This is a genomic window from Gracilibacillus dipsosauri (assembly GCF_003176895.1).
Lineage (GTDB): Bacteria > Bacillota > Bacilli > Bacillales > Amphibacillaceae > Gracilibacillus > Gracilibacillus dipsosauri.
This window is the reverse complement of sequence record NZ_QGTD01000011.1, coordinates 227,217-241,482: the sequence shown is the minus strand read 5'-3', so window position 1 is coordinate 241,482 and position 14,266 is coordinate 227,217. Positions and strand designations below refer to the sequence as shown.

Here is a 14,266-nt window from a genome sequence, read left to right as displayed (position 1 = left end):
TATTTTCGCACATTCTCTAAAAAAAATTAAGTGACGGTTTTCTGCTATTCTTACACAGATTTTCTACATTTGTCACATGATTGTTCCGTAACTCTCTTTTATAATAAGGTTACAATCCAAAAATAATCAACTGAACAGAAAGGTGGGAACACAATGGATGAAAACGAAAAGCAAGAAATAAATGAAGTAAAAACCGAAAATAGCAATCATAAATCGAAGGATAAAAATTTTGGCGGCATGCTACTCAGTGGTATTGCAGGGGGATTAATTGTTGCCCTTTTTAGTGGTGGTATCTTCCTATCTATACTAAATGATGAGGATAACCAAGCACAATCTGCACAAACAGAACAAGATATAAGTGAAGAAACACAACAGGAAACGAACGAGAATAAAGAATCTGTTCCAACATCCAATGTATCAAATGAAAACATCGACTCCTTGAGTGAAGCAATTAATCGAGTATCAGATGCTGTCGTAGGGGTATCTAATATACAACAAACGAGTTTGTGGGAAGAAACGGATGCAGCTGGTACTGGTTCTGGAGTAGTCTATAAAAAAGAAGGAGAATATGCATACGTCGTTACCAATAATCATGTTGTCGAAGGAGCTCAAGAAGTAGAGGTTATTCTTACTAATGGGGAGAAGGTTCCAGCAGATGTTCTCGGTAAAGACTCTCTAACAGATTTGGCGGTACTACGAATATCCAGTGAGCAAGTAGAAACTGTTGCCCCACTCGGCTCATCAGGAGAACTAACAGTTGGGGAAACAGCTATTGCAATCGGTAACCCATTAGGAACAGAATTCGCGGGCTCTGTAACAAGGGGTATCATTAGTGGACTAGAACGTGCCGTTGATGTTGACTTAAACCAGGATGGTTCTCCAGATTGGACAACTCAGGTTATTCAAACAGATGCTGCCATCAATCCAGGAAACAGTGGTGGTGCTTTGATTAATTCCGATGGTGAAGTGATTGGTATTAATTCAATGAAAATCGCCTTAGATGCTGTGGAAGGGATTGGATTTGCGATCCCAATTGATGATGCTAAGCCAGTAATCGAGCAATTAGAAACAGATGGAGAGGTTACTCGCCCATTCATCGGTATTAGTGCCGTTGATTTAAATACCGTGCCAGAACAACATAAACAGGGAACATTGAATTTAGATGAAGATGTCGAAAATGGAGTAGTCTTAGCAAAGGTTCAAGTTGGATCGCCAGCAGAAGAAGCAGGCTTACAAAAATATGATGTCATTACGAAAATTAATGATAAAGAAATTACGTCCATGCTTGAATTAAAAACCTATTTGTATAACAATACAAACATTGGTGAAGAAATTAACATAACGTACTATCGTGATGGTAAAGAGGATACGACTACACTGAAGCTAGCCGAACAAGAAGAGCAACAGTAATCAAAGAAAAATCCGAGCAGTGCTCGGATTTTTTATTTTCCATGCTCAAAGCAATAACGAGTAGTTGGTGCTGCAAGAAGTCTTTCTTCCTTGATCTTTCTCCCGCATTCCTGACAAAGGTCATATGTCCCGTCTTTCATAGCTTGTAGCGCTTGGTCAATTTCCTCTAATTCTTGCTTCTTCCGTTCATTTAACGTAATTTCTTTTTCTCTTTCAAACAATTCTGTTCCCATATCTGCTGGATGGTTGTCGAAGGTGGACAATTCTCCAACAGTATCCTCTAATGATTGCTCGAGGCCATCATCTTTATTTTCAAGTAGCTCCTTCTTCCTTTTTTCCAGCATGCTTTTACATTCCTTCCAAATATCTTGTGTCATGATTTATCTCCTCCTATTGCATATATTCCACTTTCGCTATCATAAAAAACATTATTGTAGCGGCCATCCCACCATGATAAAGTAGAAGAAAAAGGAGATGGAATGCTCAATGAACAAAACGATTGGTTTTATTGGTATTGGTGTGATGGGAAAAAGTATGGCGAGGAATTTAATGCAGGAAGGCTACCATGTACAGATTTTCACAAGAACAAAAGAAAAAGCCAGTGATCTAGTAGAACAAGGAGCGATCTGGAAGAACAGTGTAACAGCATTATCTACATCATCAGATATCATTATTTCCATTGTTGGCTACCCTTCTGATGTAGAAGAAATTTACTTCGGAGAAAATGGGATTATCCAAAATGCAAGCACCGACACCTATATAATTGATATGACAACTTCTAATCCAAAGCTTGCCAAAAGGATTGCGGAAGCTGCAGAGGAAAAAGGGTTACACGCTCTAGATGCACCTGTCTCTGGTGGTGATATCGGCGCAAGGAATGGCTCACTAGCGATTATGGTAGGTGGGAAACAGAAAGACTTTGATGCCATGCTACCTATTTTTGAAATAATGGGAGAAAACATTGTTCTTCAAGGTCCAGCAGGTGCTGGCCAGCATACGAAAATGGCTAATCAAATCACAATTGCTTCCAACATGATTGGTGTAACAGAAGCGATAATGTACGCGAAAAAAGCTGGACTAGATCCTACTCGAGTATTAGAAAGTATTTCAACAGGGGCAGCAGGGAGCTGGTCGTTATCCAACCTAGCACCTCGAATGATTAACGGGGATGATCAACCAGGATTTTACATCAAGCATTTTATTAAAGATATGAAAATTGCGCTTGAGTCTGCTAAGGAAATGGATTTAACCACTCCAGGACTTGAATTATCGTTAAAGCTGTATACAGAGCTAGAGCAAGCTGGAGAAGGCGACAAAGGAACGCAAGCATTGATGAAGTGGTTTGAGCAAGGATAATGTGGAGTATGACTCCTCCTACTAGCATTGTGAAGAGAGAAAAAACATGATAGAATAAAGTGTTGCAAGATAATAAAAGTATAAACCAACCTAAACACATTTATATCTTGCAAATATGAATTGATAGGTGGTAGAAAGAATGGAAAAAAAGGAAAAGTACCAAGTATTATTGTACTATCACTATGTAGATTTGGAGGATCCAGAAGGCTATGCAAATGAGCACTTAAAGTTCTGTAAAGAATTAGGACTTAAAGGCCGTATTCTCATTGCACATGAAGGTATTAATGGAACAGTTTCCGGTACCGTCGAGCAAACGAATACGTATATGGAGACAATGCATAATGATCCTCGATTTAAGGACATGGTGTTTAAAGTAGATGAAGCAGATGGACATGCCTTCAAAAAAATGCACGTTAGACCTCGCCCAGAGTTAGTTACCCTACGTCTTGAAGAGGATATTAATCCAAGAGAGACAACTGGAAAATATTTGTCACCACAAGAATTTTATGAAGCTATGCGTGATGAGAATACAGTAGTCTTAGATGCTCGTAACGATTATGAATATGAGCTAGGTCATTTCCGTGGAGCGATTAGACCTGATATCGAAACATTTCGAGAGCTTCCTAAATGGGTGGAGGAAAACAAAGATAAATTAGAAGGTAAAAAGGTTCTAACCTATTGTACTGGTGGAATCCGTTGTGAAAAGTTCTCTGGTTGGCTTGTAAAACAAGGATTTGAGGATGTCGGACAATTACATGGCGGTATCGTAACGTATGGTAAAGATCCAGAAGTTCAAGGGGAGCTTTGGGATGGACAGCTTTACGTATTTGATGAACGTATTTCTGTACCAGTAAATCGCAAAGAACATGTCGTTGTTGGAAAGGATTATTTTGACGGGGAACCTTGTGAACGCTATGTGAATTGCGCAAATCCTGAATGTAATCGACAAATGCTATGCTCAGAAGAAAATGAACACAAATATATGCGCGGCTGTTCTCATGAATGCCGTACCCATCCTCGTAATTTATATATCGCGGAACATAACCTAACAGAGGAAGAAATCCAAGCACGCCTTGATCGTATTGCCGAAGAAGATGGGGTTACACAAGAATAATAGTCTGAAAGATGTTTCCTTTTTAATGAAAGGAAGCATCTTTTTTCTTATTTGGTTATAATAATGACAGTAACGAAATAAGAAAAGTGGTGATATGATGGAGCTCTATTTATATGCATTACTAACGTTTTTTTATGTAGTGTTATGGATTGTTGTGATACGTCAAGCGCAATGGATTGGATGGGGATCGCTGCTAAATGTTATTCTTCTAGTTATTGTTGGTTTAATCTATGACAATGGAATACTAACAGTAGGGCGTTTCATTGGAGAAAGTAGTTGGTTGGAGAAATGGAATGAATTAAGATATTGGCTCCATGCATTCTTTACACCACTTCTTGTGTTATATTCATATGCCGTTTTAAAAAGGATAAACGTTCATTTTGCTCAACATTCCCTTGCCAAATTAGCGACTTTTCTGATCACAGCTTGTTTAATTTTAGCGGAAATAATTGGTATACTAACGATTGATTTAGAGCCAGTATGGGAATATGGCATTCTCAGTTATCAAGAGACAGAGGATCGATTGCCGATTATGGTTATTGCAATTAGTATCATCCTACTTTTAACCTCTATTATTGTTTGGCGAAAAACTGGATTCTATCTTTTCTTTGTTGGTTGCTTGATTATTAGTGTTACCAGCATTGTTCAATTACCTATCCCCACAAAGGCAATGACGAATATAGGTGAAGCAATATTGCTACTTTCTCTCGTTTTAACGAATTACTATCTGTTTAGAACTTCTGATTAAACAATTTTTGCTTCCTTATGCTAATCTTATAGTAAGGAGGCTTTTTTTATGTCTATATATGATTTCAAGGTTGAAACAGTAAAGGGAAAAGAAAAGGAATTAGCTGAGTTTCAAGCGAAGGCAGTACTTATCGTCAATACAGCAAGTAAGTGTGGCTTCACCCCTCAGTTCGATGGTCTAGAAAAGCTATATCAGAAGTATAAGGAAGAAGGATTAGAGATACTAGGCTTTCCTTGCAATCAATTCATGAATCAAGAGCCTGGTTCGAGTGAAGAGGCAGAGGAATTCTGTCGATTAAACTTTGGAGTTTCCTTCCCGATGTTTGCCAAAATTAATGTTCGCGGCAAAGATGCACATCCATTATATAAGTATTTAACGAAAGAGGCTCCAGGCATCGTGTCTGACCAAATCAAATGGAATTTCACAAAATTTCTCATCGATCAAGATGGCAATGTAGTAAAACGATATGCTCCAAAAACAGAACCAGAGAAGATAGAAGATGATATTAAAACATTACTTAATAAGTGAGTTGTATGAGTTTTTGTCAAAGGGGAATTGGTGATTCCTCTTTGGCGCTGTAAATTTCATATCGAAAGTGAAAGCAGATGTAAAGTGATTGGGGTGAACCAATTATATATTGGACAGATATGGGTTCGTCACCATTTATTCTGTCCTTTATCTGATTTTATTGGACACTTCTAGATGCAGCACCACGCATTTTGTTCGATATCCGATTATATTCGACACCTCTAGATGCAGCACCACGCATTTTGTCTGATATCCGATTATATTCGACACCTCTAGATGCGATACCTCCATTTTCTCCGATATCCAAAATGTGCGTTTTTTCAAACGTATAAAAAAGTGTGACGAGATTGATTTACCCGCCACACTGCCATTGTGCTCTATTCAATATCTTTCAACAGATTAGCCATTTCAATTGCTGATATCGCTGCTTCTGCTCCTTTGTTTCCTGCTTTTGTTCCTGCACGTTCGATTGCTTGCTCGATGGTGTCAGTAGTTAGAACACCAAAAATGACTGGGATTCCTGCATCCATAGAAACACTTGCTACCCCTTTTGACACTTCATTGCTCACATAATCAAAGTGTGGCGTAGAGCCCCGAATAACCGTTCCTAATGTAACTACGGCATCATATTTACCCGTTTCTACCATTTTTTTCGCGACAAGCGGAATCTCAAATGCTCCTGGAACCCAAGCTACTTCTACATCTTCTTCAGCAACACCGTGTCTTCTAAATGTATCTTCTGCACCATTTAGCAGTTTCCCGGTAATAAATTCATTAAATCTTCCTACAACGATACCAACCTTTAAACCTGTACCAACTAAATTACCTTCATATATTTTCCCCATGTTAAATTCCTCCCCCATCTCGGTTACTTTCAATGTGTAATAAATGATCAAGCTTTTCTACTTTCGTTTGTAAATATTTTTCATTATTCTTATTAGCGGGGATTTCAATCGCTTTTCGTGCTACTAATTCTAAACCATATTCCTTCATGCTTGAAAGCTTGCGAGGATTATTTGTTAATAAATGAATTTTCCCGACACCTAAATCTCTTAAAATTTGAACACTTATGGCATAATCGCGAAGATCATCTGGAAAGCCTAGCTGATGGTTTGCTTCCACTGTATCGTAGCCTTCCTCTTGAAGCTTGTATGCCTTCATTTTATTAATTAACCCAATGCCTCGGCCCTCTTGGCGCATATACACTAACACACCGCGTCCTGCTTTTTCGATTTCTTCTAACGCTTTTTTAAGCTGTGGGCCACAGTCACATCGCTGCGAACCAAATGCATCACCTGTTAAACATTCAGAGTGGACACGGACAAGGGTTGGCTCATCAGGTGTTAATTCCCCTTTATATAAGGCGACATGCTCCTTACCAGTATATTTTTCTGTATAAGCAACAAGCTTAAATCCACCATAAGCTGTTGGCATATTTACTTCTGTTTCTTTCGTGATTAATTTATCATATCTCTTTCGGTATTGAATCAACTCTTGAATGGAGACCATTGGCATACTGTGGATTTCAGCAATTTTTTCTAAATCATCCTGTCTAGCCATAGTGCCATCTTCATTCATAATTTCGCAAATAACTGCAACCGGTTTTGAATTGGATAAACGGGCTAAGTCAATGGCTGCCTCGGTATGTCCAGATCGTTCCAAAACTCCTGCATTTTTTGCAATTAAAGGAAATACATGCCCTGGACGTTTGAAGTCATAAGCAGTCGTTGTTTCATCGACTAACTTTTCAATCGTTAACGATCTTTCATGAGCGCTAATCCCTGTATGAGTGGTATGATAATCAATGCTCACTGTAAAATTGGTGCCATGATCATCTGTATTACGTGCTACCATTGCACCTAATTGGAAACGATCGGCATAATTTTGGGACATAGGTGTGCAAATCAATCCACGTCCTTCTTTTGCCATAAAATTAATAATTTCAGGTGTTACTTTTTCCGCTAGTGCAACAAAATCTCCTTCATTCTCACGGTCTTCATCATCTACAACGATCACAATTTCACCTTTTTTTAATGCTTCTATTGCTTCATCTACTGAATGTTTCATTATTGGCCCCCTAAAAACCCAATTGCGTCAATTTCTCTTCTGTTATTCCTTGTGGCTGTTGATGGGAGGAACGAAGTAATCGCTCCATATATTTTGCTAACATATCATATTCCACATTCACGATATCCCCTTGTTTTTTATCACCTAGAATGGTCGCTGCTTGTGTTTCTGGAATTAAGGAGATAGTGAACCCATTATCGTCTACTCCAAATACAGTTAATGAAGTGCCGTCTACGGCTACTGATCCCTTTAGAGTCACATAATGTGTTTCCGGGACAGTGATGTAATAATATTTTGCATTATCTTCGATCCAAGTTCGTTCGATTGTACCAACTGCATCGACATGTCCTGACACAAAGTGACCACCAAATCTTCCGTTTGCATGCATGGCGCGCTCTAAATTAACCATGGACTGTGCTTTTAGTGTGGATAAAGAGGAGCTACGAAATGTTTCAGGTATGACGTCTACTGTAAACCACTCCTTAGTGAAGTTAGTCACGGTTAAGCAAACACCATTTACGGAAATACTATCGCCAATCGCCACATCCTCTGTCACTTTTTCGCCTTGAATCTTCAGTTGTAATGCTTGATTGGATTGTTTAATCATTTCAATTTTACCCTTTTCTTCGACAATACCAGTAAACATTAGAATCCCCCTTTTGGTTTTGCAATAATCTTCAGATCTGGTCCCAGCTTCTCAAAATCAATGAAAGTTAATTCCTTTGCATCTTCCATCCAGTGTGGCGAATTCCCTGCTATAACAGATCTAGCATCCTGGCCACCTAAAAGCTTTGGTGCAATATACCAATGACATTCATCTACGAGGTTCTCCCGTAGAAAGGCTTGATGGATGGTTCCGCCACCTTCGACATATAATGATTGAATTTTATTTTGTGCTAATTCGTTCATGACATCTTCTAATTGAATATCTTCTGTTTTTAACTGAACCACCTTGATGTGAGGATGTTTTTCTTGAAAAGTAATCGGATCTGCTTCATTTCCGCAAAAAACCCAGGTAGTTGCTTCTTTATCATAGATCGCAAATTCCTCTTGCAATGATAGCTTAGTATCAAGGATAATCCGAATTGGATTTTTTCCACCTTGAGGTAAGCGAGTTGTCAGGCTTGGATTATCAGCCCCGACCGTTCCCTTGCCAACTAATATCGCATCATGCTTATGTCTTTCCTTATGCACATCTAGTCTAGCTTCGGCTGATGTGATCCATTTACTATCCCCTGTCACTGTCGCTGTCTTCCCATCCAATGTCATCGCTGCTTTTAAGGTGATAAATGGTCGTTTTTTATTCATAAAATGAAAGAAGTGCTTATTCAATTGGAGCGCTCTTTCTTCATATAATCCTACTTCCACTTCGATTCCTGCTGCTTCAAGAATTGCTACCCCTTTTCCAGCTACCTTTGGGTTTGGATCAACCGATGCGATATAAGCCTTTTTAATTCCCTTCTCTACTAGTAATTCCGCACATGGAGGAGTTTTGCCATAATGGGCACAAGGCTCTAACGTTACATAGATATCAGCACCTTTTGCCTTTTCACCAGCCTGCGCGATAGCATGGACCTCTGCATGCGGTTCTCCTGCCTTTAAATGTGTACCAACCCCAAGCAGTACACCATCCTTGACGACAACCGCCCCAACAGACGGATTTGGGCTAGTTTGACCAGTAGTAGCTTCGGCCATCGTTAAAGCGAGCTCCATCCATTCTTCCTTTGTTCTCACTTCATCACCTTCTATATTAAAATAAGAAAAGCCCTAGGATAATGACCCTAGGGCTGGATAGTCTTTCATTCATAGCAAAGAAGCCTTGAATTAATCAAGAAATTTTCGACAGAATCAGCAATAAACAATGCTTATTCCATAGAAAAAATAACCACTTCTCCACCATTCCTTTTCCCATCCAGACTTTCACTGTCGGCTTTGGAATTTCACCAAATCCACCTTCACATTTAATGAAAAATGATCCGGGTCACGGACTAAAAGCTCCTTAGCTTATCACCGTCGGTCGGGAATTACACCCTGCCCCAAAGGAATACATGCGTTTATTTAGTTAGTGATTTTATTATATAGAATCTTGAAATGATTTGCAAAAAATTAGCTTATACATGGTCATTTGTGCGAGCATTTTAATCGCTTGTTCTACCGTTTTGAGCGGGATCACCGGTATTTTGGGCTTTATCCGTTTGATAAGTGCCATTTTGAGGCGCTGACTCTGGCATTTTGGTACTTATTCTCATTTTAAGTACCATTTCGAGCGGGATCTCTGGCATTTTGGCATTTATCCTTGTTATAAGTGCCATTTTGAGATGCTGACTCTGGCATTTTGGTACTTATTCTCATTTTAAGTACCATTTCGAGCGGGATCTCTGGCATTTTGGCATTTATCCTTGTTATAAGTGCCATTTTGAGATGCTGACTCTGGCATTTTGGTACTTATCCTCATTATTACTGCCATACTAATAGAGATCGCCAGCATTTTAGAACTTATCGTGCTCTGAATGCCAGTTCCTTTTCATTCATTTTTTGTTAGAATGGAATAAGCTGCATTGAACATTCCGATAAAAATACCAGCAATCGCAAATACGAGCCAATTTATATGCCATTGATTGTAGAGGAAACCACTTATTAGGAAGATGATAGTAGCTAATGACCAAATGATTACAGCTACTGCTCCTGTTATTCTGTCTCGCTTCTCATTCTTTTTAGACTTGGAGGCTACCCCTTCCTTTAACAGATTTTTATATGCGTCCATCTCCGTAGTGAAAAAAATTAATAGGAATATTCCTATAGCTACTATCCATAATAGTCCAACAACACCAAAATGAGTGAATTGCTCGTTTATTGCTAGAGTGGTGAAAAGGACAACTGGTGAAAGAATAATAAGGGCAATCCCACAAATTAGGGCTGCAAGATACTTTGGTTGATGAGCTTCTTTACGGGTTTGAATACTATTTTTCTGTTCAAACGATAATTGAAAGGCATGCTCTGTATGAATATAATCATATTTTTCAATCTTCATGCCATTATAAATGAACAAACCAACAGCAATGGCAACAAATACAATTAAACAAATAACTCCAATAATATTAGCTGTTTTTACTGGAATTTCATTTAAAAAACCATTGTTTTGTAATCCTGCTATAAACACAAACATCGCAGCACTTATTATACACAAACCGACACCTATACCAATCCAAATGCTTGTTTTTTTACTCACATGTAAATATTCTTCTATTTCTTCATCCATTAAAAAAGGCTCATTAGCTCTATCATCATCTAAATCAATACCAAATTCGTCCATAATTTCTTCCATGTTTCCGAACTCTCCAATCACTACACCGATTGCTTCATTTTCTGATTTTCCAGCTCGTTTTAATTCTTGATATTTATCCTCCATATGCACTAGCAAATCATCTTTTAATTGCTGCATCTGTTTAGATTTTGGCATTGAAGCAAACATGTTTTCTAAATAATTCATAATGGTGTCCATTATCGAAACTCCTCCTTAATAAATCGATTCATCACTTCTTTTGTTAGCTCCCATTCGCGACATTTCTCTTTATAAAAAAGCAACCCTGCTTCTGTCATTCTATAGTACGTTCTTTTTTTGCCAAAGGTTTGTTGTTTATGAAAGGCTTCGATATATCCATTTTTCATAAGTCGATTAAATGCCGAATATAGGGTTGTTTCTTTGATAACGTACTTTTCCTCTGATATTTCTTTAATTTTCTTGGAAATTTCATATCCATATGATTCTTGCTCTAATAAGAGAGAAAGAATGATGGTGTCATTATAGCCACGAATTACATCACTACTAATCAAAAGCTGATCCTCCCTTCTACTATGTCAGCGATTGATTTTACTACGACTGCCGTACTTTATCTGTCGTAGTAATTTTATTTTATCATGATTACTACGACAGGTAAAGTAAAATTTGCAATCAAAAGGAGGGGGCTACAGATGGGATTGTCTATATAGACGAGAGTCTGCCTTGCACTGAGAGCAAAAAATCGTATAAAAAATAGCAGGAGATAGCTTATACTATCCCCTGCTAAAACAATGTTACTCAATAGGTATCCATACTTCCACTTCAGCATCTGCTGGATTTCCATTTAATAGCACTTCGGCAATTGGCTTTCCATTATAGGTATACTCAAAGTCATTAGTAAGAATTTGATTAAATGCTTGATTCTCTAGCTTATCAAAGGCTAAACGGGATAAGCCACCCTCATCACTAAGCACGAGGTACTTACCTCCCGAAAATAGCACTTCCTCTGTTCCTGCTATTCCCTTTTGAGTAGTTCGTACACCCGCGTAGTAATAGGCAGTTTTTTTGTCTGTTGTGACGACCCCATACCCGTATTTACTCTCCGAAAGAGGTTGTAATAGTGCCATCTTTCCATCATGAATGATTCCCTTGAAAAATTCGGTTTTCTGGCTAGAAAATTCTTCTGCATGGATATTTACCGAACCTTCCAATTTTGTTTTGAAACCTATGAACCGAAATGCGTCTTTTTCTAAAATCTTGTAATTACTTATTGAAATTACCTCCCTGTATTTCTTTATTTTTGAGTACAAGTTTATTTTACAATGTCAATTATGACACCTGTATGTCATAATGATAGTTAAAGGGAGAGATTACTATGAAAATTGATCGACTTGTTGCCATTATCATGCTGCTGTTGGATCGAGAAGTAGTAACTACTAGCGAATTGGCTGAAAGATTAGAGGTTAGCCGAAGAACAATATTTAGGGATGTTGATACCTTAACTATGGCTGGGCTACCAATTTTCACTACTAGAGGGTCGGATGGTGGAGTAAGCTTAATGAAGTCCTATAAAGTAGACAAAAAGTTATTCACTCCAAAAGATGTTCGAAGCTTAATAACAAGTTTAGAGAGCTATAATCAATTACTGGAAAAAAATGAAATAGCAAATACGTTAGCAAAAGTACAAAGTATGGAAAGTGAAACAGATTTAATACAGCAATGGAAAAACGATGGACATTTCTCGGTTGATCTTACCTTGAATCAGGGTAATCGATTCCTTCGAGATCGCTTGAAGTTAATCGAAACTGCTATGGAGGATCATCGATATTTGGTGTTCCAATATATCGATAAAAATGGTGAGGATACTTCTCGCAAAGTAGAGCCTTACAAAGTCATTTTTAAAGAAAGTAGTTGGTATTTACAAGCCTTCTGCGTTAAAAGAAAGGATTATCGCACATTTAAGATAGCTAGAATGAACGATGTAAGTATGTCTGTAGAATCCTTCTCACCTAAGGAATTTGTTTCCCTACCTATGGATGGATCTAACTGGATGACAAAAGAAACCGTTCCAGTGATTATAAAAATTGATAAATCTATCAAAGACAAGATCATTGAACGATTTGGAGAAGATTATGTTATATCTCAACATAAGAATGGTTATATTGCAAAGTATCCCATAGTTGATAATGAACACGGATACAATGCTCTCCTACAGTTTGGGGATAAATGTGAAATTATCGAGCCTCAAAGTATCAGAAATAATTTCAAAAAATATTTGGCTCAAATAATGGAAAAATACTAGGGTTAATAGTATAGAGAGAAAAATGGCAATAGAGTAAGACTACGTTTAAGTTTTCATACGTAAAAACTTAATGAGACTGGGACAAAAGAGTAATAAAACAGAGGAAATCCGAACATTAATATTTCTGCACTGTAACCGCTCTGTCAAAATACTCCGCATTCCGTGGGCACGGCTTCAGCTAACTTTGCAAAGTGGATCTTCAGCTCGTGCTGTTCCCACAGGAGTCTCCGTATTTTGACTACGCTCAATCAGAAGATTGTTCGGATTCTCATTCACCCTATTTAATTATGTCCCAGCCACTATTTAACTACATCTATTGAATTCATCTAAAAAAGGAGAATTAAAGTCGTTTGAATAAAAGAGTTATCTAAATAAAAAGCTGAGTGAGTAAGATGGTAACCAACGAAAGTTAGATTTTTCACTGGGTCAGTACCTACGCCTTTCTTACCTACACAGTTTGTTACAAATCCAGATTAACAAAACAACCTAAGCCATCTCTTCATCCTCTCCCAAAATCCTAACCTCTCTCTCCAATTTTACACCAAATTTCGCTTTCACCGTCTGCTGTACCATCTCAATCACAGCAATATAATCACTTGCCGTTGCATTATCTTTATTCACAATAAATCCAGCATGTTTGGTGGATACTTCTGCCCCTCCAACACCTTTACCTTGTAACTCGCTATCTTGAATCAGTTTCCCTGCAAAATAGCCTGGTGGACGTTTGAACACACTACCACAGGATGGATACTCTAATGGCTGCTTTGACTCACGCTTAAAAGTCAAATCATCCATCACAGCCTTAATCTCCTCATAATGTCCTTCCTTTAACTGAAAGGTTGCTTCTAAAACGATATATCCTTTTTCTGCGATATTACTCGTTCGATAATCTAGATCAAACTCCTCTGCCAATACTTGATGCACATCGCCCCCGCGATCGACAATTAATGCATGCTCTAGACAATCTTTAATCTCCCCACCATATGCACCTGCATTCATGTATAAGGCACCACCAACGGTTCCAGGAATGCCACAAGCAAATTCAAGGCCTGTTAATTTTTCTTGCAAAGCAAATCGTGATGCATCAATAATTCTCGCACCACTCTCTGCAACTACTTTATTGCCCTCTCGTCTAATCGCACGAAATTTCTTTAGACTTAATACAATTCCTCGAATACCTCCATCACGCACGATGACATTCGAGCCATTACCGAGCAGAGTAAAAGGAACTTGCTTTCTAATTGCATAACGAATGACTTCTTGTACTTCTTCTATCGTACCTGGTGTAATAAAAAAATCTGCCTTTCCACCAAGTTTTGTATAAGTATGATTTTTTAATTCCTCATCTATTAAAATATGGTCTTTTGCCAAAATATCCTGCAATTCTGAGATAACAGTTTGTTTGTTCATGTAGATTCAATCCTTTATTATTCTATTGTGAAAATAACTCACAATTCATTC

16 protein-coding genes and 1 riboswitch are annotated in these 14,266 nt (G+C 38.1%); of the genes, 6 read left to right on the top strand and 10 right to left on the bottom strand.

Going from position 1 to position 14,266, the window contains the following annotated elements:
* The first annotated feature begins 153 nt into the window (after positions 1-153).
* Positions 154-1,410: a S1C family serine protease gene (locus DLJ74_RS13180; RefSeq protein WP_109984818.1), complete on the top strand. Its 1,257-nt coding sequence runs from the start codon at positions 154-156 to the stop codon at positions 1,408-1,410.
* 32 nt (positions 1,411-1,442) lie between these two features.
* Here the strand turns inward: DLJ74_RS13180 and DLJ74_RS13175 are convergent, their stop codons facing one another.
* Positions 1,443-1,787: a TraR/DksA C4-type zinc finger protein gene (locus DLJ74_RS13175; protein WP_054861489.1), complete on the bottom strand. Its 345-nt coding sequence runs from the start codon at positions 1,785-1,787 to the stop codon at positions 1,443-1,445.
* Between the two features lie 97 nt (positions 1,788-1,884).
* Here DLJ74_RS13175 and DLJ74_RS13170 point away from each other — a divergent pair, with 97 nt between their 5' ends.
* The 4 genes from DLJ74_RS13170 to DLJ74_RS13155 all read left to right on the top strand — a co-directional run bounded on the left by DLJ74_RS13170 (position 1,885) and on the right by DLJ74_RS13155 (position 5,156).
* Positions 1,885-2,766 carry an NAD(P)-dependent oxidoreductase gene (locus DLJ74_RS13170; protein ID WP_281269931.1) on the top strand — a complete coding sequence of 294 codons (882 nt, stop codon included), beginning with the start codon at positions 1,885-1,887 and terminating at the stop codon, positions 2,764-2,766.
* 139 nt (positions 2,767-2,905) lie between these two features.
* Positions 2,906-3,880 carry an oxygen-dependent tRNA uridine(34) hydroxylase TrhO gene (trhO, locus tag DLJ74_RS13165; protein WP_109984816.1) on the top strand — a complete coding sequence of 325 codons (975 nt, stop codon included), beginning with the start codon at positions 2,906-2,908 and terminating at the stop codon, positions 3,878-3,880.
* A gap of 97 nt (positions 3,881-3,977) precedes the next feature.
* Complete coding sequence (locus tag DLJ74_RS13160; RefSeq protein WP_109984815.1) at positions 3,978-4,628, top strand: hypothetical protein; 651 nt, start codon at positions 3,978-3,980, stop codon at positions 4,626-4,628.
* Between the two features lie 48 nt (positions 4,629-4,676).
* A complete protein-coding gene (locus DLJ74_RS13155; RefSeq protein ID WP_054788202.1) occupies positions 4,677-5,156 on the top strand; it encodes a glutathione peroxidase in 480 nt (159 codons plus the stop codon).
* 157 nt (positions 5,157-5,313) lie between these two features.
* Here the strand turns inward: DLJ74_RS13155 and DLJ74_RS20490 are convergent, their stop codons facing one another.
* The 8 genes from DLJ74_RS20490 to DLJ74_RS13120 form a co-directional block, all read right to left on the bottom strand.
* Positions 5,314-5,463 (bottom strand): hypothetical protein, encoded by a 150-nt coding sequence (locus DLJ74_RS20490; RefSeq protein ID WP_181397565.1) that lies wholly within the window; start codon positions 5,461-5,463, stop codon positions 5,314-5,316.
* Positions 5,464-5,533: 70 nt separating this feature from the next.
* A complete protein-coding gene (ribH, locus tag DLJ74_RS13150; RefSeq protein WP_109984814.1) occupies positions 5,534-6,001 on the bottom strand; it encodes a 6,7-dimethyl-8-ribityllumazine synthase in 468 nt (155 codons plus the stop codon).
* A gap of 1 nt (position 6,002) precedes the next feature.
* Positions 6,003-7,223: a bifunctional 3,4-dihydroxy-2-butanone-4-phosphate synthase/GTP cyclohydrolase II gene (locus tag DLJ74_RS13145; RefSeq protein WP_109984813.1), complete on the bottom strand. Its 1,221-nt coding sequence runs from the start codon at positions 7,221-7,223 to the stop codon at positions 6,003-6,005.
* Positions 7,224-7,233: 10 nt separating this feature from the next.
* The gene (ribE, locus tag DLJ74_RS13140; protein ID WP_054788203.1) at positions 7,234-7,869 is read right to left on the bottom strand and encodes a riboflavin synthase; all 636 of its coding nucleotides are present in this window, start codon (positions 7,867-7,869) and stop codon (positions 7,234-7,236) included.
* Positions 7,869-8,957: a bifunctional diaminohydroxyphosphoribosylaminopyrimidine deaminase/5-amino-6-(5-phosphoribosylamino)uracil reductase RibD gene (ribD, locus tag DLJ74_RS13135; RefSeq protein ID WP_281269929.1), complete on the bottom strand. Its 1,089-nt coding sequence runs from the start codon at positions 8,955-8,957 to the stop codon at positions 7,869-7,871. Before ribD ends, ribE begins: the two co-directional genes overlap by 1 nt.
* 162 nt (positions 8,958-9,119) lie before the next feature.
* A riboswitch (FMN riboswitch) is annotated at positions 9,120-9,271 on the bottom strand.
* 476 nt (positions 9,272-9,747) lie between these two features.
* Entirely contained in the window at positions 9,748-10,725 is a 978-nt protein-coding gene (locus tag DLJ74_RS13130) for a permease prefix domain 1-containing protein (protein WP_109984812.1), read from the bottom strand.
* Positions 10,725-11,057 carry a PadR family transcriptional regulator gene (locus DLJ74_RS13125; protein ID WP_054861632.1) on the bottom strand — a complete coding sequence of 111 codons (333 nt, stop codon included), beginning with the start codon at positions 11,055-11,057 and terminating at the stop codon, positions 10,725-10,727. Before DLJ74_RS13125 ends, DLJ74_RS13130 begins: the two co-directional genes overlap by 1 nt.
* 240 nt (positions 11,058-11,297) lie before the next feature.
* Positions 11,298-11,813 carry a GyrI-like domain-containing protein gene (locus DLJ74_RS13120; protein WP_219987229.1) on the bottom strand — a complete coding sequence of 172 codons (516 nt, stop codon included), beginning with the start codon at positions 11,811-11,813 and terminating at the stop codon, positions 11,298-11,300.
* 65 nt (positions 11,814-11,878) lie between these two features.
* Here DLJ74_RS13120 and DLJ74_RS13115 point away from each other — a divergent pair, with 65 nt between their 5' ends.
* Complete coding sequence (locus tag DLJ74_RS13115; protein WP_054861631.1) at positions 11,879-12,805, top strand: helix-turn-helix transcriptional regulator; 927 nt, start codon at positions 11,879-11,881, stop codon at positions 12,803-12,805.
* Positions 12,806-13,291: 486 nt separating this feature from the next.
* Here the strand turns inward: DLJ74_RS13115 and murB are convergent, their stop codons facing one another.
* Positions 13,292-14,215, bottom strand: coding sequence for a UDP-N-acetylmuramate dehydrogenase (murB, locus tag DLJ74_RS13110; protein WP_109984811.1), 924 nt, complete (start codon positions 14,213-14,215; stop codon positions 13,292-13,294).
* Positions 14,216-14,266 lie beyond the last annotated feature (51 nt).